This is a genomic window from Kaistia geumhonensis (genome assembly GCF_030815145.1).
Taxonomy (GTDB): Bacteria; Pseudomonadota; Alphaproteobacteria; order Rhizobiales; family Kaistiaceae; genus Kaistia; species Kaistia geumhonensis.
Map to the genome: position 1 here is coordinate 3,434,883 of NZ_JAUSWJ010000001.1, position 20,959 is coordinate 3,455,841.

Below are 20,959 nucleotides of genomic sequence, written 5' to 3' on the forward strand. Positions count from 1 at the left end.
CTTAGTCTTCCTGTAGGGATTTCCCGTCCGCGAGGGTGAGCAGGCGAAGCGGGTTGAGGCGGAGCAACTGGTCGATGTCGGTTTCGCCGAGACCGGCGCGGCGCATCAGCGCCGGGCCGTTGCGAAGGAGATGGCCGTAGCCGTGTCCGCCCCACCGCGTCATGCGCGTGCAGGTGCAGACATCATGGCTGACGAGGATGCGGGTGCCAAAGCCCTCGGCGACGAGAGCGCGGATGATGGCGAGGCGCTGGAGATCGGTCGGCAGCTCCACGTCGCCGAACCAGTAATGCGACTGCTCGATGCCGAAGAAGTCCCATTCGACATTGACGCCGGTGGCGAGGAGTTCGCGCACTTGCTCGCCGCGCGGAAAGGTGCGGTCCATGTGGCAGATCACGACGCGGGAGAGATCGGCGTCGGCTTCCGTCAGGATCGCTGCGATCTCGAAGGGCGCGCCGGGATGCCGGCCCGGATGGACGCTGATGGCGGCGCCGGTGATGCGCGCGGCACGGGCGGCGGCGACCAGCGCCTTGCGCTCGAAGGGATGCATCGGCCAGGAGCAGCCGATCTCGCCGATGAGGCCGGCGGGCACGCTCGTGCCGTCGAGCCCGCGATCAATCTCGGCGACGAAGCGTTCGGTCAGCGCCTCGACGTCCAGAGCCAGCGTCGCCGCGTCCTGATAGTCGGCCGTATAGGTGCCGGCGGCGGCGACGACATGGACGCCGGCCGCCGCCGAGGCCGACTTCAGCCCTTCGGCATCGCGGGCGAGGCCGCCGGTCGACTGGTCGACAAGAAGATCCCCGCCATCGGCGCGGAAGACGCGGAGTTCGCCGGCCGCGATCTCCGGGTCGGTCTGGCGGGCATTGTTGCGGTTCTCGTTGGAGCGGTAGTCGATCTGCCAGCGGTTCTCGAGCGTGATCGGCGGGTCGTCGACCGAAGAGCGATCAGCCGGCTTCACGAGATCGAACAGGAGATGCTCGTGGAAGGCGACGCGGCCGATCGCGGCGGCGGGGACATCGCCGCGCACCGTGCGCACGAAGCCGCCGGGCAGCGGTGCCGCCGTCATGCCGTCCGGCTCCCGGCGACGCCGCACCAGGCGAGGATGCAGGCGGCGGTGACCTTCACCATGCGCAGCCAGTCCTCGACATCCACCCATTCGTCGTGGCCGCGCGCCTGGGTGAGATCGCCGCAGAGCGATCCGAAGCCGAGCGCGGGAATGCCCTTCTGCACCAGCGGATTGCGGATGTCGCTCGAGGTGTGCATCGGGTTGACGCGGGGCTCGATGCCGGCGACGGCGCGGATCGCGCCGCTCAAGGTCGCATAGAGCGGATCGCTCTCGGCCACCTCGCTGCCGGTGACGCCGGCAAGGAAGCGGACCACCGGCGGATGGGCGGCGAGGAACGGGTCCGTCGCGACCGCCTCTGCCAGCGCCGTCTCGATCTCGGCGCGGACGCTCTCCAGCGTCTCCGGCGGCGGGAACGAGACGGACGCGGTGAAGGAGAGGCGGTCGGGGACGCGCGTCGTCAGGCCCGGCTGGCCGAAATGCATCTCCGAGACGAGGATATTGGTCGAGCGGCCGACGGCGGCCTCGAGAAGGGGATGGCGGATGCGCCGGCCCCGCTCGGCGTCGAGCCGGCGGAGCGCGTCGATCAGCAATTCGGCCTTGTCGAGCGGATGCACCGCGCGGTGGGCGAAGGCGGTGTGGCCGGGCTCGGCCGTGTGCGGCGGTTCGCCCGCGACCTCGACCGAGAATTCGAGAAGGCCCGAGGCGAGCGCCTTGATCTCCACCATGCCGGCGCCGGATTCGGCGGGATGCAGATAGAGCGCACCGTCGGCCCCGGCGCCCTGATGCAGCACGGCCGCGATGCCGCGGGCGTGGCGCTTGCTGGGCGTGCTCGCAAAAAGAAGGTCGCCCGCCAATCGGGCGCCGGATCGGCGGATCGCCTCGATCGCGATCACTCCGGCGGCAATCCCCGCGAGATCGTCGGCGATGCCCCAGCCGTGCATGCGGCCGTTCTCGACCACGGCGGCGAAGGGATCGTGCCGCCAGCCGCGCGCGGCGGCGGTGGGCTCGCTGTCGGGATGGGCGAAGACGAGCAGGCTGCGTCCCTGCCCGGCGCCTTCGAGACGCGCGACGACATTGCGCCGCTCGCCCTCGCTGCGGGCGCCCGCGGCGGCGAATTCGGCGGTGACGGGGACCGATGCCGGATCGTAGACGCTTGCGCCGACCTCCGCGCCAAGGGCTTCCAGCCGCGCGGCGACGGCAGCCTGGACCGCGTCCTCGCCCGAGGCCTGAAGGGCGACCAGTTCGGAGAGAAAGGCCAGGGCACTGTCGCGCCGACGATCGACCTCGACAAGCGCAGCCTCAGTCGCGGGGTCCGATAGCGTCGTCAACTGGCTTTCCATGAGGCCTGAATGCGCCCGTGTTCGCATCAAGACAGAACACAGTCGGTATACAATTGCAATGCAATCCAGCGCCGCAGGGCCTCGGCCCCGCCCCCGTGGCGGCGTTCAGGAAACGGCCTTGAGCGCGAAGCGCACCAGCGATCGGATATGCGTCGCGACCGCCTTCCTCACCGCCTTCGGGTCCTGTGCGGCCAGTGCGTCGAGGATCGCCTCGTGCTCGCGCGAATCGGGGCCGAGCCGGTCGGCCAGGCGGTCGATCTCGAAGAGCTGGGTGGTGACGCGCAGCGAGACCAGAGTCTCGGCCATCACGTCGTTGGCGCAGTTGCGGATGAAGAGGCTGTGCACGAGGTCGTCGGCACGCCAGTGCTCGATCTTGTCGTAGGGCACCGTGTGCTCGACCCGGCGCGCCTCGGCCCGCACCGCCTCGATCTCGGCCGCGCCGATGCGCGGAATGGCGAGCACGGCGGCTTCCGGCTCCAGCACTTCGCGGACCTTGAGGCTCTGCAGATATTCCTTCAGCTCGACCTTGCGCACCTCATAGGAGCGGCCCGGATGCTTCTGCAGCAGTTCCTCGCCCTCGAGGCGTTGCAGCGCCTCGCGCAGCGGCGTCCGCGACACGCCGAGCCGCTCGGCCAGATGCTGCTCGACGATCGGGTCGCCGCTCCGGAGCTCGCGCTCGCGGATCATGCGCGACAGCGACTGATAGGCCTGCTGCGCGAGGTTGCGGGGCGCTGGCGGGGCGTCGCCTTCCAGATGAGCCGACTTCTCGTTGCTGAGCGACATCCCTGGTCGGTTCCGAAGGGTTGAGACGGCGATGCGGAGCTGCGCATCTCGGTCGAATATATCAGGCGGCGAAGTCGATGCTACCGGAAAACCCGCGCTGGTGTGCCGCCTCCTTGGCGATCGGCTGTCGCCTGCGTACAAAGGGCTAGCGGCGGGAGCTTCACCAAACCGCTGATTTCGCGCCGCGAATGACATTGCCGCCGCAAGCGGCTGTGACTGGCAACAAATACGGCTTGCGAAGTGCGCGCTTTTGCCGTGTTCTCCGATTGTGTACCGCCTGAATGCAGGGCCGGCGCGCTGACCGCGCATCCGGTCGGGCTCCCGGGCGGATCCTGTCCCTTGGGGGGAGTTCGCCACCACCGGCGGAGGATGCCGCCGCCCGACCGATTGCCACAACCAGGGGTCGTCCGTTGCCGGACGCCGCGCCGGCCTTGCCGTGCCGGCGAGAACGCCGCGGCGACAGGGCGGGTGCGCGGAGATGCCGGCTGGCGTGCGCTCCGCGGCCATGATCATAATCAAGAATCCAGAGGGAAAGACCAGATGATCATCACGAGACGAATGTTGGGTGTCCTTCCGATCGCCATGGCGGCCGCCGTGGCGGGCATGGTTCCGGCCGGCGCCTTCGCGCAGGACGCGTCGACGCTGGTCGTCGACACCGCCTTCCAGCTCAAGACGGCCGATCCGGCGCGCGAGTTCGAGCCGACCGCCAATCTCGTGCTGCACCCCGTCTACGAGACGCTGATCACCTTCAAGGGCAGCGACCTGACGACGCTGGTGCCCTCGCTGGCGAGCATTCCGGTGGTCGCGCCCGACGCCAAGACCTTCACCTTCACGCTCAATCCGGCCGCGAAGTTCAGCGACGGCTCGCCGGTGACGGTCGACGACGTGATCTTCTCGTTCAACCGCGTCAAGAACGTGAAGGGCAGCCCCTCCTTCCTGCTCGACGGCGTGACCGTCGCCAAGGGCGCCAAGGAGGGCGAGATCGTCCTCACCACCGCGCAGCCCGATCCCGGCCTTCCCTACAAGCTCGCCAATCCGGCGGTGGGCATCGTCAATTCCAAGGTCGTCAAGGCCAACCAGGGCTCGGCCGACGAGGGAGCCGACAAGACCGACCGCGCCGACACCTTCCTCGCCTCGACCTCGGCCGGCTCGGGCCCCTATATCCTCGACAAGTTCGACATGGCCGCCGAGGTCGTGCTGAAGCGCAACGACGCCTATTGGGGCGCCAAGCCCGCCTATGACCAGATCGTCGTGCGCAATGTCGACACCAGCGCGCAGCAGATGAACGTCATGCGCGGCGACAGCCAGATCGCGCTCGACCTGCGCCCCGACCAGCTCGACGCCATCAAGGACACGGCCTACACGCTGTCGGTCCCCGGCGCCGACGTCGTGTTCATGTTCACCAACTCCAACCCGGAAATCTCGGCCATCGCGGCCAATCCCGATTTCCAGCAGGCCGTGCGTCACGCGATCGACTATGACGGCCTGCTCGCCATCGCCGGCGAAGGCGCGGCACGGCCGGGCTCCATCATCCCGACGATGTTCGCCGGTGCGCTGGCGACCGACCAGGGCCCGAAGCGCGACGTCGAGGCCGCCAAGGCGGCGCTCGCCAAGAGCGGCCTCAAGGATCCGGTGATCGAACTCACCTATGTCTCCGACATCACCAAGAACGGCGTTTCCTTCGCCGATGTCGCGGCCAAGATGCAGGCCGACCTGAAGGAAGTCGGCATCACCGCCGAGCTGAAGCCCTCGCCGGTCTCGACCTTCCTCGACAACTACCGCGCCGGCACGCTGCCGATGACGATCGTCTGGTGGGGCCCGGACTATCCGGATCCGAGCGACTATCTGCTGTTCGGACCCGGCGAGAAGGTGGGCCTGCGCGCCGGCTGGAAGGCGGGCGCCGCTCCCGAGGTCACCGAGATCGCCGCGAAGGCGGCGGTCGAGATCGACCAGGCCAAGCGCATCCAGCTCTATGACGAATGGCAGAAGAAGCTGAACGCGCAGGGCCCGTTCACCTCGCTGTTCCAGCCGGCTTTCTCGATGGCCTCGTCCAAGACCCTCGAGCCGGTCGAATACAACGCCATGTGGACGATCGACCTCACGGCGATCGCCCCGGCGAAGCAGTAAAGGCGATCCGGTCCGGCAATGTCGTCTCTGCGCTCAGCCTGGTACGCATTGCCGAACCTCGTCCGCTTCGTCATCCGACGGCTGTTCGTCGGCCTCCTGCTCTGCCTCGGCATCACCCTCGTCTCCTTCGCGCTGACGCAGGTGGTGCCGGGCGATCCGGTCTCGGCCAATCTCGGCGACCGGGCGGCGAGCGATCCCGAGATCGTCGCCGCGTTCCGCGCCCGCTACGGGCTCGACAAGCCGATCCCGCAGCAATACCTGCTCTATCTGGAGCGGCTGGTGCATGGCGATCTCGGCGAATCGCAGCAGACGCGCCGGCCGGTGACGACCGATCTCGCGCAGTACCTTCCCGCGACGATCGAGCTCGCGACGGCGGCGATGATCATCGCGCTCGTGCTCGGCATCTCGCTCGGCGTCGTCGCCGCCATCGGTCGCGACCGATGGCCCGACCAGGTGATCCGCGTCATCTCGCTCGCCGGCGTCTCGATCCCGACCTTCTGGCTGGCGCTCGTCACCTTCTACGTCTTCTTCTTCAAGCTCGGCATCGCGCCGGGGGTCGGGCGGCTCAATCCCGGCGGCAAGGCGCCGCCCTCGATCACCAACATGTTCACGATCGACGCCCTGCTGGCCGGGCAGTGGGCGACCTTCGGCATCGCCGCCAGCCATCTCGTGCTGCCGGCGCTGGTGCTCGCGATCTATACGGTCGGCTCCATCACCCGCTTCACGCGCGCGGCGATGCTGGAATCGCTGTCGCAGGACTATGTGCGCGCGGCGCGGGCCAAGGGCCTGCCGGAGCGCACGGTCATTCTGCGCCATGCGCTGCGGCCGGCGCTGGCGGCGATCGTCACCGTCGCGGGCATGGCCTTTGGCCGCATGCTGTCGGGCACGGTGCTCGTCGAATCCGTCTTCTCCTGGCCGGGCATCGGCCAATATGCCTACAAGAGCGCGCTGGCGCTCGACCTTCGCGCCATCATGGGCGTCAGCCTGGTGGTCGCGGCCATCTACATCCTCGTCAACATGGCGGTGGACATCATCTACGCGCTGATCGACCCGCGGATACGTCTCGGATGAGCGACGGCAGCCTCGCCCCCGCGGACACCGTCGCCCTGCCGCGCCGCCGCTTCATGCGCCGCTCGGTGTGGACGCAGCCGCTCGGCCTCGTCGGCGCGGGCCTCCTCGTCGCCATCGTGCTGCTCGCGGTGTTTGCTCCGTGGCTGACGGCGCATGGGCCGATCGACATGGTCGCCAAGCGCTTCATGGCGCCGTCGGCGGAGCACTGGTTCGGCACCGACCAGCTCGGCCGCGACGTGTTCGCGCGCGTCATCTACGGCGCCCGCGTCTCGCTGCCCTATGCGCTGCAGCTCGTGGTCATGGCGGCGGTGATCGGAACGCTGCTCGGCGCCATCGCCGGCTATTTCGGCGGCTGGATCGACGGCGTCATCATGCGCGCCGCCGATCTCGTGATGGCCTTCCCCGACATCATTCTCGCCATGGCCGTCGTCGCCGCGCTCGGGCCGGGGCTGTTCAACGCCGTGCTGGCGGTGGTCGTCGTGTCGTGGCCGATCTATGCCCGCGTCGTGCGCTCGATGCTGCTGACGATCCGCGACGAGCCCTATGTGCAATCGAGCCGGCTGCTCGGCGTCTCGGCGATGCGGGCGCTGTGGGTCGATGTGCGGCCGAACGTGGTCGGGCCGCTGGTCGTGCTGGCGGCGCTCGAGTTCGGCCATGCCGTGCTGATCCTCGCCGGCCTCTCCTTCCTCGGCCTCGGCGCGCAGCCGCCGACGCCGGAATGGGGCCAGATGGTCTCCGACGGCTCGAAGTATTTCGACAAATGGTGGCTGTCGGTGTTCCCGGGCCTTGCGATCCTGCTCGTGGTGCTCGCCGCCAATTTCCTCGGCGACACGCTGCGCGACGCGCTCGATCCGCGCACCGCCAAGGCGTTCCGATGATGGCATTCCGCTGATGGCCGGCGCGCCGCTCCTGTCGATCGAGAACCTCTCGATCAGCCTGCCGACCGCCGATGGCGGCCGGGCGCTCGCCGTGCGCGGCGTCGACATCGCGATCGGCGAGGGCGAGATCGTTGGCCTCGCCGGGGAGAGCGGCAGCGGCAAGACGCTTTCGGCGCTCGCGGCGCTCGGGCTGCTGCCGGCCGGGGCCACGACCGGCGGCCGGGTGATGTTCGACGGGCGCGAGCTGATGGGCAATGGCGGACGCGGCGCCGCCGCCGTGCGCGGACGCGATCTCGCGATGGTGTTCCAGGATCCGATGACGGCGCTGCATCCGATGCTCTCGGTCGGGCGGCAGATGACCGAGCATCTCGTCCAGCACCGGCGCATCGGCCGCGCCGAGGCCGACCGGATCGCGATCGCCATGCTCGACCGCGTGCGCATCCCCAATCCGAAAGAGGCGATGGCGCGCTTTCCGCACCAGTTCTCCGGAGGCATGCGCCAGCGCATCGCCATCGCCTCGGCGCTGGCGGCCGGACCGCGCCTGCTCATCGCCGACGAGCCGACGACGGCGCTCGACGTCACCGTTCAGGCCGGCATCCTGCGGCTCATCGAGAATCTCCGCCGCGAGCTGAAGCTCTCGGTGCTGCTGATCACGCATGATCTCGGCGTGATGTCGGCGCTCGCCGACCGCGTCTATGTCATGTATGCCGGCCGCGTCGTGGAGCGCGGGTCGCGCGCAGCGGTGCTGGCACGGCCGCGCCACCCTTATGCGCGCGGGCTGCTCGACGCGCTGCCGCATGGCAGTCCCGCCGACCACCCGCTGAAGGCGCTGCCCGGCTCGCCGCCCTCGATCGGCCGCTTCCCCGCAGGCTGCGCCTTCCATCCCCGCTGCCGCTTCGCCGCGGATATCTGCCGCGCCGACATCCCCGAACTCCTTCCGGTCGCGGAGGGCCATGCGATCGCCTGCCCGATCGATCCGCTGGCGGCGGTGACGGCATGAGCCTCCTTGAAGTCCGCAATCTCTTCGTGCGCTATCGCGGCCATTCGGGCGCGGTGGTGACGGCCGTCGCCGGCTGCGACATCGATGTCGAGGAGGGCCAGATCGTCGCGCTGGTCGGCGAATCCGGCTGCGGCAAGTCATCGCTCGGCAAGGCGGCGGTCGGGCTCATCAGCCCCGCCGGCGGCAGCGTCACCTTCGACGGCGCGCCCGTCGAGCCGCTCGGCCGCAAGGCGCGTCCGCCGGCGCAGCGGCGGCTGCAGATGGTGTTCCAGGACCCGTTCTCCTCGCTCAATCCGCGCCGCCCGATCGGCGACCTGATCGCCGACGGCCTGCGCGTCGCCGCCGGGCATGGCGGCACGCTCCGGTCGGTCGGCGAATGCCTCGAGCGGGTCGGCCTCTCGGCCGGCATCGCGGACCGTTTCCCGCACCAGTTCTCGGGCGGGCAGCGCCAGCGTATCGCCATCGCCCGTGCGCTCGCCGCCGATCCGCGCTGCATCGTCGCCGACGAGCCGATCTCCGCCCTCGACGCCTCGGCGCAGGCCTCGATCGCCAACCTGCTGGTCGACCTCGTCGCCGATCTCAGGGTCGGGCTCCTGTTCATCTCGCACGACCTCTCCATCGTCCGCCGCATCGCCGACGTCACGACGGTCATGTATCTCGGCAAGATCGTCGAGCGCGCGCCGAGCGAGGCGCTGTGGGCGCGGCCGGCCCATCCCTATTCACGCGGCCTGATCGGCGCCATCACCGAGCCGGACGGCGAGGGGCGGCTGCCCGACGACCTGCCCGGCGACGTGCCCGATCCGGTGGCGCCGCCGCCCGGCTGCCGCTTCCATCCGCGCTGCCCGATCGCCATCGAGCGCTGCGCCGTCGAGGAGCCGGCCTTCCGCGCGATCGTTCCGGGCCGCATGGCCGCCTGCCATCTGGCCGAGACCCTTCTCGCCTGAACCGTCCCCGCCACCAACGAAGAGACGCATGATGATCAACTACAAGCAGCGCATGCAGCGCTTCCAGGGCCTCATCGCCGGCGCCGCCGATCTCGTGTTCTTCCCCATCGCGACCGATCTCGACTATCTGACCGGCATCCACCGCGACGTGCCGAACTATGGCCGCGTGCTGCATCCCGGCGCCTGGCTGGAAGGCGCGTGGCTCTCGGCCGACAAGGGGCCGATCCTGACGCTGCCGCGCATGACCGCCGAACTCGGCGGCAAGGGCGGCATCGAGGGCTTCGAGATCCGAGTGCTCGGCGACTGGGACGATCCGGCGGTGATGGCGAAGGCGATCATCGAAGAGATGAATCTGCCGGCCGCGCCGCGCGTCGCGGTCAGCGAGAATGCCGAGGCGGAATCGCTGATCGAGATCCAGAAGCTGATCCCCGACGCCCGCTTCGTCTCGGCGACCAAGATCCTGCGCCAGCTCCGCGTCATCAAGGATGCCGACGAGATCGCGATCATGCGCGAGGCGGGGCGCATCACCGAGGCGGCGCTGACCGACGCGATCGCCAGCTTCAAGCTCGGAATGACCGAACTCGATGTCGTCGCCGAGCTCGACTACCAGATGAAGCGGCACGGCTCGCTCGGCCCGTCCTTCACGACCTCGCTCTACAATACCGGCACCAACCATCCGATGCTGCTCGGCCAGCCGCTCAAGACCTGGCCGCGCAAGCTGAACCCGCCGGTCTCCGTGCTGCTCGACTTCGGCGCCGTGCTGGACGGCATGTGCTACGACTATGGCCGCACCGTCTCGTTCGGCGCGCCGAGCGCCGAGCAGATCAAGGTGCATCGCCTGATCATGGACTCGCAGGCCGCCGGCATCGCGGCGCTGAAGGCGGGGCAGGCGACCTGCGCCGAGGTCGACAAGGCCGCGCGCGATGTCATCGCCGCTGCCGGCTACGACAAGGCCTTCCGCCACCGGCTCGGCCACGCGATCGGCGCGGACGTGCACGAGCCGCCCTTCCTGACGAAGGGCAGCGACACGGTCGTGCAGGAAGGCATGATCTTCACCGTCGAGCCGAGCATCCTGCAGGACGGCAGCTTCTCGGCCCGCGTCGAGGACTGCATCGTCGTGCGCCCCGATGGCGGCGAGAAGCTCACCAACGGCTTCCAGGACCTGATCATCGTCGACGCCTGAGCGGCATTTGCCGCGTCAGTGGACGCGTCCGTGGTCGTTCGCCGGCCGGCGTGCCGCCTCGCGGCGGCGGTGGATGGCGGTGCCGAGCGCGGCGACCCAGGTGCGGGCCGGCACGAAATCCGGCTCGCCGGTTCCCTTTTCAAGCTCGGCGATCAGCGCCTCGATCTTGGTGCGCATGACCGCGAGGGTCTCGCGGTCGAACTTGTCGATGCCGGGCTCCTGGTCCAGCGCCTTGCCGATCCCGTCGAGGGCCGCCCGCCAAGCGGCCGGATCGGCGAAGGTGACGTCCTGGTGCAGCGCGTGATGAAGCGCGCCGAGCTGCTCGATCAGATCCAAAGGTCCTGTCCTTCCGCGTTGCGACCGGTGACGCTGCGTCAGCGCTTCTTCCAGAGGCCGGCGCCGCCCTCGAGCCCCGCCTCGTTGGAGGCGATGGTCACGTTCTTCGGCAGCTCGAATTCGATATGCTTGGCGTTGCCACCGCCGATATGCAGCATGTCGTAGTGGAGCAGCGTGTAGATGAGGCCGATCGCCTTTTCCACCCGGTGGTTCCAGTGCTTCTTGCCCTCGGCCTCGTAGGCGGCGTTGCCGAGATATTCGTCATAGGTCTTGTCGTCGTGGATCGGGTGATGCGCCAGTTCCATGTGCGGCATCAGATCGCCGTCGCGGAACAGCGCCGTGCCGGCGCCGGTGCCGAGCGTCAGCACGAATTCCAGCCCCTTGCCGCCGATCACCGCCATGCCCTGCATCTCGGCGTCGTTGATGATGCGCGCCGGATGGCCGCCAAGCGCCTTCGACAGTGCCTCGCCGAGCTGGAAGCCGCTCCAGTCCTCCGTTCCGAGATTGGGAGCGGTCAGGATGACGCCGTTGCGCACCACGCCGGGAAAGCCGACCGAGATGCGGTCGAAGGCCGGGAAGGGCTTCACCAGCTCCGTGATCGCTTCGAGAAACACCTTGGGCGGGCAGGGATGCGGGGTCGGAACGCGGGCGCGATCGGTCAGCATGTCGCCCTTGTCGTCGATGACGGCGGCCTTGAGGCCGGTTCCGCCGACATCGATCGCGAGAATGCCGGGCATGGATGTCTCCTCGTTGCTTTTCAGTCTCGTCGTGCCGAAACGGTCAGCGGCCGGAATGTCCGCCGTCGTGGCGGGCCTTCTCCACGGTGACTTCGAAGTCGGTTCCTTCCCAGCGCTCGCCTTCAGGCCAGTAGAAGGTGAAGCGGATTGCGCGCCCGGCCCGGATGCGGCTGGTGTCGATATCGAGGAAATGGATGCCGAAGCTGTTCTCGGCGGTCGGCGTGTCCTCGACGGTCTTCCAGTCGTCCTTCGTCCAGTGCACGAGCGCCGGCGCCTCGAGTTCGATGCGCAGCGCGCGGCCATGCGCGACGGTGCGGATCTTCTCCGAGAAGCGCCAGATGCGCACCGCGGCGCGGACCTTGTCCTTCTGGTAGCGCTGCACCGTCTGCGGCGGCATGTCGAACACGGCGCCGTCGCGCAGCGAGCGCAGCAGCTTGATGTGTTCGGAATGCGCCCAGACCAGCGGCATGGCGCTGCCCGAAGCGTGGCCGTGATAGAGCTCGCGCTCCGGGATGTCGGCCTGGTCCCAGACCTGCTCCGGCAGCATGCCGCCCGGGCTCGCCGAGGCCTCGAGCGTGTCGAGAAGCTGCTCGGCGATGTCGAGGCGGCCGGCGGCGATCTCGTAATGCGCACGCTCGCCGGTCAGGAGCGGCCAGGGCCGGCCGATGCCGGTGCCGTCGAAGGGCCTGCCGTCCTCATGCTCGCCATAGCCGTCGCCATTGTAGCGGTACCAGATGGGTCCCTGCGGCAACTCGATGCGGAGCGTGGCGTCGATCGCCTTCACCGTATCGACGATGCGCGGATCATCGGCCGCCCGGAGGCCGAAGCGCACCAGCGCCAGCGCGTCGGGGCTGAGCAGCATCGAGGCCTGCTGGTTGGTTTCCGAAGGCGGACGGTTCTTGATCGGCACGAAGCCGTCGAGCGGGGAGGCCGCGTCCGCCTGGTCGGGGGCGGCGATGCGGACGTAATAGCCGTCGATGCCGAGCTTGCGGCTGAGCTCGGTGTCACGGGCATAGGTCCAGTATTCGATGTCCTCGTTCCAGCTGTCGGCCGTCTCGCGCAGATAGCGGGCGCTGTCGTGATGGCCGACGAGATCGAAGATGTCGGCCGCGGCGAGGAGGCCGGCCACCTCGACCGCGAGCGTGAAGGGCGAATAGCCCGCATCTTCCTCCCAGCGGTCCTGCCCGGTGACCGGGCCGTTGCGGACGAGGAAGCGCGCCGCCTTCTCGATCATCGGCAGGAAGCGGTGTGCCTCGGTGGCGTCGATATGGCCGTGGCGGCGCAGCATGTCGGCGAGGATGATCGGGAAGGCGCATTCGTCCATCTGGACGCCGCCCCAATAGGGCCAGCCGTCGAGCCAGATATTCTGCGACCAGTGACCGTCCGCCTCCTGCACCGAGGCGAGATAGGAGAGCACGGCCTTGGCCTGCTGCGTCGCCCCGGCCGCGAGGAAGCCGCCCGCCGTCTCGACGAGATCGCGCGGCCAGACGAGGTGATAGCCGCCGAGATCCTCGTCGCCCTTGTTGAAGCCCCACGGGATGGAAAGGCTGGCGATCGCGGCGCCGGGGAAGGAATCGGGCTGGTGCGTCGCCAGCACCGCGGTGCTGATTCGGTAGCTGTTGAGGTTCGAGGCGCCGGCCGGACGGTCGAGCGGCTCCAGATCCTTCTGGAAGGCGCGCCAGCCGGCGGCATAGCCACGGCGCGCCGTCTCGAAGCCGGTCTGCAGGCTCGATTTCGCCTTGTAGGCCGCCTCCTGCCAGCGCGAGCCGAAGCCCACCGCGACGAGGGCATGGCCGTCATGGCCGGCGAAGTCGATCTCGGCGCACATCGCGACATTGCCGGCCTCGGCCATGCGATAGCCTTCCTCGAGGTGGCCATTCGCCGAGAGCTGCTGCCAGCCGTCCGAGGTGCCGACATAGCCGACCGAACGGGAGACCAGCGGCACCGAGCAGGCGAGGGCGAGCGCGCCGGCCTTGCCGCCGGTCGCGAACAGCATCGGCATGCCCTTGTAGTCGTCGACCCAGGCGGTGTTGTCGGCGCCGGAATTGATGAGATGCGGCGAGAGGAGGCCGAACACGCGGTAATCCGCAAGTTCGCCCTGCAGCGCCTCGAAGGTGATTCGCTGCAGCAGCGTCTCGCGCTTCGGATCGGTGAGGATTTCCTTCTCGATCCGCCAGCGGCCGTCGCGGGCCGTGTTGGTCACTCGGAACGCGGGGACGCCTTCCTCGATCATCGCGATCGAGTGGTCGCAATCGCGCTTCTCCTCGACGAAATAGCCGTCGGCGCCCGTGACGATGAAGCCGAAATCGCGCGTGCAGGCGGCGTCGACGCGCGGCCAGTAAATCTCGTTGAGGATGCCATGGCTGAGCGTGAACCAGATGCGGCTGGCGGCGGTTCCCGCGGTGCCGACGCCGGTCTTGGCGCTCGACGTCCAGCGCGGCGGCAGGCCGGGCTTGCCAGGCGGTGTCTTCTCCCCGGTCGTATCCATTCTCGCTTCTCCGTCGCTTTGGACTTGCAGCTTAGGCAGCAATCCGTCGTAAATCCATGCGGTCGCACGGTTTATGGGTATCGTTCGGAGCGCCGTTCGGGCGTGACCGTCGGCCGGGCTTAACGCCGCCTTAGCGCGGCCGGCCGCAAGCAAGGGTTCAGCGTCGATGAACGCATCAGGAGAAGGGGACGTCCGATGACCGCATTTCCCGGTAAGCCGGTCCTGCCGAAGGACGCGACGCCGGCCCCGCCCTCGACGCTGATCATCTTCGGCGGATCGGGCGATCTCACGAAGCGCCTCGTGATGCCCTCGCTGTACAATCTCGCCAAGGACGGCGCGCTCGACGACAAGTTCCGCATCGTCGGCGTCGACATCGTCGAGCATACCGAGGAGGACTACCGCGCCTTCCTCACCGAGACGGCCAAGGAACTCGCGGCTGCCGGCAATGCCGACGTCGATGCCGACGCCTGGCGCTGGCTGATGGAGCGCACCGGCTACATCATCGGCGACTTCGAGAGCGAGGCGACCTACGACGCCGTCAAGGCGAGGATCGCCGCCAACGAGCCGGAATCGCATGGCGCGGTGTTCTATTTCGCCGTTGCGCCGCGCTTCTTCGGCGCCATCGCCGACCATCTGGCCAAGGCCGGCCTCATGGAGGAGAGCGAATCGGAATTCCGCCGCATCGTCGTCGAGAAGCCGTTCGGCATGGACCTGCCCTCCGCCCGGGCGCTGAACGCGCGGCTGCTCGCGGCGGCTGACGAGCACCAGATCTTCCGCATCGATCATTTCCTCGGCAAGGAGACGGTGCAAAACGTGATGGCGATGCGGTTCGGCAACGGCATCTTCGAGCCGATCTGGAACCGCAACTTCATCGACCATGTGCAGATCACCGCCGCCGAGACCGTGACGGTGGAGCGGCGCGGCCGCTTCTACGACGCCACCGGCGCGCTGCGCGACATGGTGCCGAACCACATGTTCCAGCTGCTCGCGATGATTGCGATGGAGCCGCCGAACTCGTTCGATGCCGACGCCATCCGCACCGAGAAGGCCAAGGTCATCCAGGCGATCAAGAAGCCGCGCCCGGAAGAGGCGGACCGCCTCGCGGTGCGCGCGCAGTATGCCGCCGGGTCCATCGGCGGGGCTCCGGTGAAGGACTATATCGAGGAGCAGGACGTCGCCCTCGACAGCAGCACCGAGACCTATGTCGCGCTGAAGCTCGAGGTCGAGAACTGGCGCTGGTCGGGCGTGCCCTTCTATATCCGCACCGGCAAGGCGATGTCGGTGCGCAAGACCGAGATCGCGGTGCAGTTCAAGAGCCCGCCGCACACGCTGTTCGAGGATACGCCGACGAGCTCGCTGCAGCCGAACGCGCTCATCATCCGCGTGCAGCCGGACGAGGGCATCTCGCTGCGGCTCGCCGCCAAGGTGCCGGGCCGGGCGGTCCGCCTCGCGGAGGTCGACATGAACTTCCGCTATTCCGACTATTTCCAGCGCGAGCCGTCCACCGGCTACGAGACGCTGATCTATGACTGCCTCGTCGGCGACGCGACGCTCTTCCAGCGCGCGGACAATATCGAGGCGGGCTGGGCGGCGGTCGAGCCGATCCTCGAGGCCTGGGCCACGCTGCCGGGCGAAATTCACTATTACCGCGCCGGCACCGCCGGCCCCGTCGCCGCCGACACGCTGATCGAGCGCGACGGCTTCTCGTGGTTCTCGCTCGACGACAAGGCCGGCAAATGAACGCGCGCGCTCTCCCCAAGCGGATCAGGCTCTTCGTCTCCGACGTCGACGGCACCATCGTGACGCCGAGCCCCGACAAGCGGGTCACCGAGGCGACCATCGCAGCGGTCGACCGGCTGCGGGCCGCCGGCGGCTTCTTCTCGATCGTCTCCAGCCGGCCGCCGCGCGGCATGCTGCATGTCGCGGAGCCGCTGAAGCTCGACCTCTTCGCCGGCTTCAACGGTTCGTCGATCGTGCGCGGCGACCTTTCGCCGGTCGAGCGGCATTTCGTGCCGGAGGCGGCGGCGCGGATCGCGGCAGCCGAGATCGCGGCGACGGGCGCCGATGTCTGGATCTTCTCGGGCAACGACTGGTACGTCACCGACCGGGACGGCCCTTACGTCGCACATGAGGAGCACACGGTCAGCTTCGATCCTGTCGTCGTTCCGAGCTTCGAGGGGCATTTTGGCGAGATCGGCAAGCTGGTCGGCTCGTCGAAGGATTTCGACCGTCTCGCCGAGACCGAGGGCAAGCTGCAGGCGCTTCTCGGCGACACGGCCGCGGCGCGGCGCTCGCAGAACTACTATCTCGACGTGACGCATCCGACCGCCGACAAGGGCCATGCCGTCACCGCGCTGGCGCGGCATTTCGGCGTTCCGCTCGAGGAGGTCGCGGTGATCGGCGACATGTCGAACGACCTGCCGATGTTCGCGGTCGCCGGCCTCGCCATCGCGATGGGCAACGCCCATGACGACATCAAGGCGCAGGCCGACCTCGTCACGCGTTCGAATGCCGAGGACGGCGTAGCCCATGCGATCGAGACGATGATCCTGCCGCTGATGGGCTGAGCAGCCTTCCTCCCCCGCGCGAAGCGACGGAACCACCGCCCGGCCGGTGGGTTAGGCGGCATCACGCAGGGGAGGATTTGCTGATGCGCATCGCTCAGGTCGCGCCTCTGGTCGAAGCCGTGCCGCCGCGGCTCTATGGCGGCACGGAGCGGGTCGTCTCCTGGCTGACCGAGGCGCTCGTCGCCGATGGCCACGATGTGACGCTCTTCGCGACGGGCGATTCCCGAACGGCGGCCGAACTTATCGCCGTCCGGCCCACGGCCGACCGCATCGCCGGCGCGAGCCCCGAGGCGGTGGCGGCGCTGTTCGAGGCGGTCATGAGCCGGATCGACAGCTTCGACATCGTGCATTTCCACACCGAGACCGCGCATTTCGTCCCCTTCCGCGGCTTCGAGGAGAAATGCGTGACGACGCTGCATCTGAGGCTCGACTCGGAGGCGGCGCATGACGCGATCGCGACCAACCCCGGCATGCCGCTGGTCGCGATCTCGCAGAACCAGCGCAGTTTCCTTCCCGAGGCGCGCTTCGTCGCCACCGTGCCGCACGGCATGCCGGCCGATCTCGTGGCGATGGGCGACGGCGGCGAGGGGCACCTGCTCTTCGTCGGCCGCATTTCCCCGGACAAGCGGCCCGACCGCGCGATCGAGGTCGCCTCGCGCGCCGGAATCCCGCTCAAGATCGCGGCCAAGATCGACGCTGCCGACGAACGCTATTTCGCGGAAGAGGTGGCGCATCTCTTCGACAATCCCGTCGTCGACTATCTCGGCGAGGTCGACGATGCCGGCAAGGCGGCGCTTCTGGCCGGTGCGCGGGCGCTGCTCTTCCCCATCGACTGGCCGGAGCCGTTCGGCCTCGTGATGATCGAGGCGATGGCTGCCGGGACGCCGGTCGTCGCCTGGCGCAACGGCGCGGTGCCGGAAGTGATCGAGGACGGCATCAGCGGCCGGATCGTCGAGAGCATCGACGCGGCCGTCGCGGCGGTCGAGACGATCGACCGCATTCCGCGCGCCGGCGTTCGCGCCGCCTTCGAGCGACGCTTCACCGATCGCCGCATGGCGGCGGACTATGTCGACGTCTATCGCGCGCTCCTCGGCGGCGCCGCCTCATAGCGGCTTGCGATTGAGCCAGGAGAAGGCCTCGGCGAGCGCCGCGGGATCGACCGGCTTGGAACAATGGCCGATCGTCGCGTAGTGCTCCGGAATCTCGGACGCGTCGAAGCCGGTCGCGAAAACGAAGGGCACGCCGTCGGCGCGCAGCCGGTCGGCGACGGGGAAGGCCAGCTCGCCATTCAGGTTGATGTCGACCACGGCGGCGTCGGGCCGGGTCTCGCCGATCAGCCCGAGCGCCTGTCGCACCGAGAAGGCCGGGCCGATGACGGTGGCGGCGGCGCGGACGAAACTGTCCGACATCGCCTCGGCGATGATCACGTCGTCCTCGACAATCAGGATCTTGAGCCCGGAGAGAAGCGGCGCGTCGGTCATGCGGGGCGTCCCGCCGTTGCGCGGGTGGCTGCGGGGGCTGTGAGGGACATCCGCGTCAGCCCCGGCCAGAAGGCAAGGCGGAGCGGCGCAATGCCGCCAAGGTCGAGCGGTCATGCATGTTGGTCGTCCTCCCGCACTTCGTTGCGACGCCGGCGGGTCGAGCCACCGGACCGATACAGAATCGCGAGCCTGCCCGCTCGTTCCACGCCGCCGACAATTCCCGCGCAACTCTGGCAGGAGCGAGGCGTTGGCTCGGCACAGCCGATCGTGCCGGAGCCGACAGGAAAGCGATGCGCGATCCCGGCGGCGCGGCTCGCGGCCGCATGAGCGGCCCCATCGAAAAGGAGACCAAGATGACAACCGACGATCTCGGGCAGCAAGGCCCGTTCCAGACGATCGACACCGCGCCGAAGGACGGACGCCTGATCATAGGGCGGGAGGGCAATGGCGAAAGCCATCTCATGCGCTGGCGGACCAAGGACGACATGCTGAAGGAAGACGGCCCAGAGGATCAGGGCGAGCACGCCTACTGGGCGCGCTGGCGCACCGATACCGGGCTCCACCCGGTCGAATGGGCGCCGACCAGCCTCACCAAGGAAGAGACGCTCGACCGCGCCTAGCCCGGCGCGGTGCGCGTGGCGCGGAGCAGCCGGGCGAGCGCGTTCTCGCCCCGGCTGCGGACGCGCCCCGAACGGGCCCGGCGCAGGATGGCCGGCAGCACCCCGTCCTCGAAGGCCTGTACCACCAGGGCGTGGACATAGCTCTTTCGTGCGACCGTCGGCGTGTTGGCGAGGTCGGCCGAGACATTCTTCATGACCTCGGCAATCTGCCGCCGGCGCGACCGCTCGGACGGCCCCGGCTCGACCTGGGCGAGGTGCTCGGCCGCAGTCGCGCTCGCTGCCAGCATGCGGAAGTCCTTCGCGGAGATGTCCCGCCCCGAGATGCGCTTCAGATAGGCGTTGACGTCGGCGGCCCTGACGGGATGTGCGGCTCCGGTCTCGTCGACATATTGCAGCAGCCGGGAGCCGCGAATGGTGGCGATGCGGCGGATCGCCCGCACGAGGGCCCGGTCCTCGACCGTGCAACTGATCTGCGCGCCGCCCTTGCCGCGGAAGTTGAGCGCGAGACCGCGGCCGTTGAGCTTCACCTGCCGCTTCAGAAGCGTCGCGGCGCCGCGCGCCCCGCTCGACTGGAGATAGAGCTCGCAGCCGACGCGGATATGGGTCGCGTCGATGAGCGCGACCGCGCAGGCGACCGCCTTGCGGCGGCGCAGCGTCGCCAGCGCGATATCCCTGCGCACGGCGGCGCGGATGCGGGGCAGCGCCTCGATCAGCGTCTCCAGCCGCTCGGCCTTGTGCGCCTCGCGCTCGAGATCCCAGTCCGGATGATAGCGGTATTGCAGCCGTCCGGCCGCGTCGCGGCCGATGGCCTGGAGATGCGCGCTCGCCGAGGCGGCGATGCGCACCTCCTCATAGGCGGGCGGGATGGCGAGGCCGCGGATCCGCGCCAGCACGGCGACGTCGTCGATGCGCTTCCCGTCGGGCCCGAGATAGGAGAATCCCCTGCCGCGCCTCACGCGCCGGACGACGAGGCCCGCCGCCTCGACCCGCTCCAGCGCCTGCCGCTCCGTCACCGTTTCGCTCATGATCGACCTCCCGCCACCGGCTCGGCGGCGCGGGAAATCAATCCGGCGCGAGCGCCGCGGTTCCGGTCAGGGCATGGCGATCACTCCCGGCCCGCGGACGGTGGCGGCGGCCGAGGCCGCCGTCGCCTCGCTCAATGATAGCCGAACTGGCCGCGGACCTTGCCGCGGAACACCCAGTAGGACCAGGCGGTGTACATCAGCACGATCGGCAGCAGGAACAGCGTGCCGACCAGGAGGAAGGCCTGCGTCGCCTCCGAGGAGGCAGCTTCCGCCAGCGTGTACTTGTAGGGCACGATCATCGGGAACAGGCTGATCGCGATGCCGAGATAGGAGAGCAGGAACAGGAGGATCGCGCCGATGAACGGCCCGGCCTCGCGGCTCGAGCCGAGCGCGCGCCAGGTGAAGAAGGCGACGGCGAGCGCCGCGATCGGCACCGGGGCGAAGATGACGATGTTGGGGAAGGCGAACCAGCGCGACGCGATCACCGGCTGGGCGAGCGGCGTCCAGATGCTGACGATGCCGATCGCGATGAGGACGCCGACGAGGCAGATGCGTCCATGGCGGCGGGCCGACGCCTGGACCTCGCCCTCCGTCTTCAGGATCAGCCAACCCGACCCGAGCAGGCCGTAGCCGAACATCAGCGCGATGCCCGTCACGACCGAGAACGGGGTCAGGAAATCGAAGGACGAGCCGGAGAAGGTGCGGTCCGTGACCTCGAAGCCCTGGATGAAGGCGCCGAGCACGACGCCCTGCGAGAAGGTGGCGAGCCCCGAGCCATAGGCGAAGGCGTGGTCCCAGAAGGTCTTGTTCTCGGAATCGCGGAAGCGGAACTCGAAGGCGAGGCCGCGGAAGACGAGCGAGAGCAGCATCACCAGCACCGGGAAATACACGGCCGGGATGATGATCGCGAAGGCGAGCGGGAAGGCGGCGAGGAGCGCGACGCCGCCGAGCACGAGCCAGGTTTCGTTGCCGTCCCAGACGGGGGCGACCGAGTTCATGATGAGGTTGCGCGAGGGCGTGTCGGGCGCGAGCCCGAACAGCATCCCGACGCCGAGATCGAAGCCGTCCAGCATCACATAGAAGAAGACGCCGAGCGCGATGATGGCCGTCCAGATCGGCACGAAGTCGAGAACCGGATTCATCCTGTCGCTCCTTGGGGTCCGAACTCAATCAGGAAGTGGATCTGCGTTGGGCCAAAATCCGCCGCGGACAGGAGACGGTGCTCAGCCGATGCCTGCGCATCGGCAAGAACGGGCGACGCAGCCGCGGCGCATTTTCGCCCAACCCGGAGGGCGTGAGGGAAACGACGCCATTGC

Annotated in this window: 19 protein-coding genes; 10 read left to right on the forward strand and 9 right to left on the reverse strand. The window is 68.8% G+C overall.

All coding sequences use genetic code 11. From position 1 onward, the window contains the following. Nucleotide 1 precedes the first annotated feature (1 nt). The 3 genes from QO015_RS16210 to QO015_RS16220 form a co-directional block, all read right to left on the reverse strand. On the reverse strand, nt 2-1,063 hold the full coding sequence (locus tag QO015_RS16210; RefSeq protein ID WP_266283021.1) for a phosphotriesterase family protein: 1,062 nt from the start codon (nt 1,061-1,063) through the stop codon (nt 2-4). Beyond that, nucleotides 1,060-2,391 (reverse strand): M20/M25/M40 family metallo-hydrolase, encoded by a 1,332-nt coding sequence (locus tag QO015_RS16215; RefSeq protein WP_266283020.1) that lies wholly within the window; start codon nt 2,389-2,391, stop codon nt 1,060-1,062. The genes QO015_RS16210 and QO015_RS16215 overlap by 4 nt, the downstream gene beginning before the upstream one ends. A gap of 117 nt (nt 2,392-2,508) precedes the next feature. Further along, nucleotides 2,509-3,186, reverse strand: a complete 678-nt coding sequence (locus QO015_RS16220) for a GntR family transcriptional regulator (protein WP_266283019.1) — start codon at nt 3,184-3,186, stop codon at nt 2,509-2,511. Between the two features lie 540 nt (nt 3,187-3,726). Here QO015_RS16220 and QO015_RS16225 point away from each other — a divergent pair. From QO015_RS16225 to QO015_RS16250, 6 genes are read left to right on the forward strand one after another with little or no spacing between them, the layout of a single operon-like run. Then, nucleotides 3,727-5,313, forward strand: coding sequence for an ABC transporter substrate-binding protein (locus QO015_RS16225; protein WP_266283018.1), 1,587 nt, complete (start codon nt 3,727-3,729; stop codon nt 5,311-5,313). A gap of 18 nt (nt 5,314-5,331) precedes the next feature. Further along, on the forward strand, nt 5,332-6,384 hold the full coding sequence (locus QO015_RS16230) for an ABC transporter permease (protein ID WP_266283017.1): 1,053 nt from the start codon (nt 5,332-5,334) through the stop codon (nt 6,382-6,384). After that, nucleotides 6,381-7,262 (forward strand): ABC transporter permease, encoded by an 882-nt coding sequence (locus QO015_RS16235; protein ID WP_266283015.1) that lies wholly within the window; start codon nt 6,381-6,383, stop codon nt 7,260-7,262. Before QO015_RS16230 ends, QO015_RS16235 begins: the two co-directional genes overlap by 4 nt. Before the next feature lie 13 nt (nt 7,263-7,275). Continuing rightward, nucleotides 7,276-8,262, forward strand: coding sequence for an ABC transporter ATP-binding protein (locus QO015_RS16240; protein WP_266283013.1), 987 nt, complete (start codon nt 7,276-7,278; stop codon nt 8,260-8,262). Then, nucleotides 8,259-9,206 carry an oligopeptide/dipeptide ABC transporter ATP-binding protein gene (locus tag QO015_RS16245; protein WP_266283011.1) on the forward strand — a complete coding sequence of 316 codons (948 nt, stop codon included), beginning with the start codon at nt 8,259-8,261 and terminating at the stop codon, nt 9,204-9,206. Before QO015_RS16240 ends, QO015_RS16245 begins: the two co-directional genes overlap by 4 nt. A 28-nt stretch (nt 9,207-9,234) precedes the next feature. Continuing rightward, complete coding sequence (locus QO015_RS16250; RefSeq protein WP_266283009.1) at nt 9,235-10,389, forward strand: M24 family metallopeptidase; 1,155 nt, start codon at nt 9,235-9,237, stop codon at nt 10,387-10,389. Between the two features lie 15 nt (nt 10,390-10,404). Here the strand turns inward: QO015_RS16250 and QO015_RS16255 are convergent, their stop codons facing one another. From QO015_RS16255 to QO015_RS16265, 3 genes are read right to left on the reverse strand one after another with little or no spacing between them, the layout of a single operon-like run. After that, nucleotides 10,405-10,725, reverse strand: a complete 321-nt coding sequence (locus tag QO015_RS16255) for a hypothetical protein (protein WP_266283007.1) — start codon at nt 10,723-10,725, stop codon at nt 10,405-10,407. Between the two features lie 38 nt (nt 10,726-10,763). Beyond that, nucleotides 10,764-11,462, reverse strand: coding sequence for an ROK family protein (locus QO015_RS16260; RefSeq protein ID WP_266283005.1), 699 nt, complete (start codon nt 11,460-11,462; stop codon nt 10,764-10,766). Between the two features lie 43 nt (nt 11,463-11,505). Continuing rightward, on the reverse strand, nt 11,506-13,950 hold the full coding sequence (locus QO015_RS16265) for a glucan 1,4-alpha-glucosidase (RefSeq protein ID WP_266283003.1): 2,445 nt from the start codon (nt 13,948-13,950) through the stop codon (nt 11,506-11,508). A gap of 195 nt (nt 13,951-14,145) precedes the next feature. Here QO015_RS16265 and zwf point away from each other — a divergent pair, with 195 nt between their 5' ends. The 3 genes from zwf to QO015_RS16280 all read left to right on the forward strand — a co-directional run bounded on the left by zwf (nt 14,146) and on the right by QO015_RS16280 (nt 17,626). Further along, the gene (zwf, locus tag QO015_RS16270) at nt 14,146-15,690 is read left to right on the forward strand and encodes a glucose-6-phosphate dehydrogenase (RefSeq protein WP_266283002.1); all 1,545 of its coding nucleotides are present in this window, start codon (nt 14,146-14,148) and stop codon (nt 15,688-15,690) included. After that, complete coding sequence (locus QO015_RS16275) at nt 15,687-16,517, forward strand: HAD family hydrolase (RefSeq protein ID WP_266283001.1); 831 nt, start codon at nt 15,687-15,689, stop codon at nt 16,515-16,517. Before zwf ends, QO015_RS16275 begins: the two co-directional genes overlap by 4 nt. Nucleotides 16,518-16,600: 83 nt before the next feature. Next, nucleotides 16,601-17,626, forward strand: a complete 1,026-nt coding sequence (locus QO015_RS16280; RefSeq protein ID WP_266283000.1) for a glycosyltransferase family 4 protein — start codon at nt 16,601-16,603, stop codon at nt 17,624-17,626. On the opposite strand, the gene QO015_RS16285 is transcribed toward QO015_RS16280, so the two are convergent. After that, nucleotides 17,621-17,998 carry a response regulator gene (locus QO015_RS16285; protein WP_266282999.1) on the reverse strand — a complete coding sequence of 126 codons (378 nt, stop codon included), beginning with the start codon at nt 17,996-17,998 and terminating at the stop codon, nt 17,621-17,623. The two genes, QO015_RS16280 and QO015_RS16285, sit on opposite strands and share 6 nt — an antisense overlap. A gap of 353 nt (nt 17,999-18,351) precedes the next feature. Between QO015_RS16285 and QO015_RS16290 the strand changes: the two genes are divergently transcribed. Beyond that, nucleotides 18,352-18,618: a hypothetical protein gene (locus QO015_RS16290; RefSeq protein ID WP_266282997.1), complete on the forward strand. Its 267-nt coding sequence runs from the start codon at nt 18,352-18,354 to the stop codon at nt 18,616-18,618. Here the strand turns inward: QO015_RS16290 and QO015_RS16295 are convergent. Together QO015_RS16295 and cydB are read right to left on the reverse strand one after the other, a co-directional pair. Beyond that, nucleotides 18,615-19,643: a DNA topoisomerase IB gene (locus tag QO015_RS16295; protein ID WP_266282995.1), complete on the reverse strand. Its 1,029-nt coding sequence runs from the start codon at nt 19,641-19,643 to the stop codon at nt 18,615-18,617. The two genes, QO015_RS16290 and QO015_RS16295, sit on opposite strands and share 4 nt — an antisense overlap. Before the next feature lie 131 nt (nt 19,644-19,774). Next, entirely contained in the window at nt 19,775-20,785 is a 1,011-nt protein-coding gene (cydB, locus tag QO015_RS16300; protein WP_266282993.1) for a cytochrome d ubiquinol oxidase subunit II, read from the reverse strand. Nucleotides 20,786-20,959 lie beyond the last annotated feature (174 nt).

What these genes read in the sequence shown, in the direction of transcription:
- QO015_RS16275 (WP_266283001.1), top strand. Translation starts at nt 15,687, where the DNA reads ATGAACGCGCGCGCTCTCCCCAAGCGGATCAGGCTCTTCGTCTCCGAC.
- QO015_RS16290 (WP_266282997.1), top strand. Translation starts at nt 18,352, where the DNA reads ATGACAACCGACGATCTCGGGCAGCAAGGCCCGTTCCAGACGATCGAC.
- cydB (WP_266282993.1), bottom strand. Translation starts at nt 20,785, where the DNA reads ATGAATCCGGTTCTCGACTTCGTGCCGATCTGGACGGCCATCATCGCG.
- QO015_RS16260 (WP_266283005.1), bottom strand. Translation starts at nt 11,462, where the DNA reads ATGCCCGGCATTCTCGCGATCGATGTCGGCGGAACCGGCCTCAAGGCC.
- zwf (WP_266283002.1), top strand. Translation starts at nt 14,146, where the DNA reads ATGACCGCATTTCCCGGTAAGCCGGTCCTGCCGAAGGACGCGACGCCG.
- QO015_RS16225 (WP_266283018.1), top strand. Translation starts at nt 3,727, where the DNA reads ATGATCATCACGAGACGAATGTTGGGTGTCCTTCCGATCGCCATGGCG.
- QO015_RS16240 (WP_266283013.1), top strand. Translation starts at nt 7,276, where the DNA reads ATGGCCGGCGCGCCGCTCCTGTCGATCGAGAACCTCTCGATCAGCCTG.
- QO015_RS16235 (WP_266283015.1), top strand. Translation starts at nt 6,381, where the DNA reads ATGAGCGACGGCAGCCTCGCCCCCGCGGACACCGTCGCCCTGCCGCGC.
- QO015_RS16210 (WP_266283021.1), bottom strand. Translation starts at nt 1,063, where the DNA reads ATGACGGCGGCACCGCTGCCCGGCGGCTTCGTGCGCACGGTGCGCGGC.
- QO015_RS16250 (WP_266283009.1), top strand. Translation starts at nt 9,235, where the DNA reads ATGATGATCAACTACAAGCAGCGCATGCAGCGCTTCCAGGGCCTCATC.
- QO015_RS16285 (WP_266282999.1), bottom strand. Translation starts at nt 17,998, where the DNA reads ATGACCGACGCGCCGCTTCTCTCCGGGCTCAAGATCCTGATTGTCGAG.
- QO015_RS16230 (WP_266283017.1), top strand. Translation starts at nt 5,332, where the DNA reads ATGTCGTCTCTGCGCTCAGCCTGGTACGCATTGCCGAACCTCGTCCGC.
- QO015_RS16295 (WP_266282995.1), bottom strand. Translation starts at nt 19,643, where the DNA reads ATGAGCGAAACGGTGACGGAGCGGCAGGCGCTGGAGCGGGTCGAGGCG.
- QO015_RS16265 (WP_266283003.1), bottom strand. Translation starts at nt 13,950, where the DNA reads ATGGATACGACCGGGGAGAAGACACCGCCTGGCAAGCCCGGCCTGCCG.
- QO015_RS16220 (WP_266283019.1), bottom strand. Translation starts at nt 3,186, where the DNA reads ATGTCGCTCAGCAACGAGAAGTCGGCTCATCTGGAAGGCGACGCCCCG.
- QO015_RS16280 (WP_266283000.1), top strand. Translation starts at nt 16,601, where the DNA reads ATGCGCATCGCTCAGGTCGCGCCTCTGGTCGAAGCCGTGCCGCCGCGG.
- QO015_RS16245 (WP_266283011.1), top strand. Translation starts at nt 8,259, where the DNA reads ATGAGCCTCCTTGAAGTCCGCAATCTCTTCGTGCGCTATCGCGGCCAT.